Annotated in this window: 2 protein-coding genes; both read right to left on the bottom strand. The window is 63.7% G+C overall.

All coding sequences use genetic code 11. The features are described from left to right. Positions 1 to 533: lipoyl synthase (locus ACQ3DC_RS21050; RefSeq protein WP_430753132.1), on the bottom strand; the 533-nt coding region annotated here is incomplete at its 3' end. A gap of 24 nt (positions 534 to 557) precedes the next feature. Beyond that, positions 558 to 755 (bottom strand): L-serine ammonia-lyase, iron-sulfur-dependent, subunit alpha (locus tag ACQ3DC_RS21045; protein WP_430753131.1); only part of this gene is annotated, 198 nt, incomplete at its 5' end.

Below are 755 nucleotides of genomic sequence, written 5' to 3'. Positions count from 1 at the left end.
GCGAAGACCTCGGGCCTGGAGTCGCAGATCGCTTCGATGTGTTCGGGTTTGCCGGAGAAGTCCGGGATCAGCAGCTCCACCCCGGTGCCGGGGTTCAGTTCGTGGATCTTGCGGACCGTCTCGGCGTACAGCCACACGCCCTCGTCCTCGAGGTCGTCACGGGCCACCCCGGTGACGGTGGCGTAGCGCAGCTGCATGGCCTGGACGGAGCGGGCCACCTTGGTGGGTTCGAACCTGTCCACCGGGGAGGGCTTGCCGGTATCGATCTGGCAGAAGTCACACCGCCGGGTGCACTCGGACCCGCCGATCAGGAACGTGGCTTCCTTGTCCTCCCAGCACTCGAAGATGTTGGGGCAGCCGGCCTCCTCGCACACCGTGTGCAGGCCTTCCTTCTTGACCAGGTTCTTGAGCTGGACGAACTCCGGGCCCATCTGGACCTTGGCCTTGATCCAGTCCGGCTTCCGCTCCACCGGGACAGCCGAGTTGCGCTGTTCAACGCGCAAAAGCTTCCGGCCTTCAGGTGCCAATGTCATTAGTGTTCTTCCTTTTGCATTCGACTAGCATTCGACGACGTTGACGGCGAGGCCGCCCATGGCCGTTTCCTTGTATTTGGAGCTCATGTCCTTGCCGGTCTCCCGCATGGTCACGATGACCTCGTCCAGCGAAACCCGGTGCGAGCCGTCGCCCCAGAGCGCCATCTTCGCCGCGTTGATCGCCTTCGCCGCCGCGATCGCGTTCCGTTCAATGCAGGGCAC

This window comes from Paenarthrobacter sp. NEAU-H11, assembly GCF_050573415.1.
GTDB lineage: Bacteria > Actinomycetota > Actinomycetes > Actinomycetales > Micrococcaceae > Arthrobacter.
Note: the sequence above shows the minus strand (reverse complement) of the source record. Positions and strands in the feature narration are given on the sequence as shown.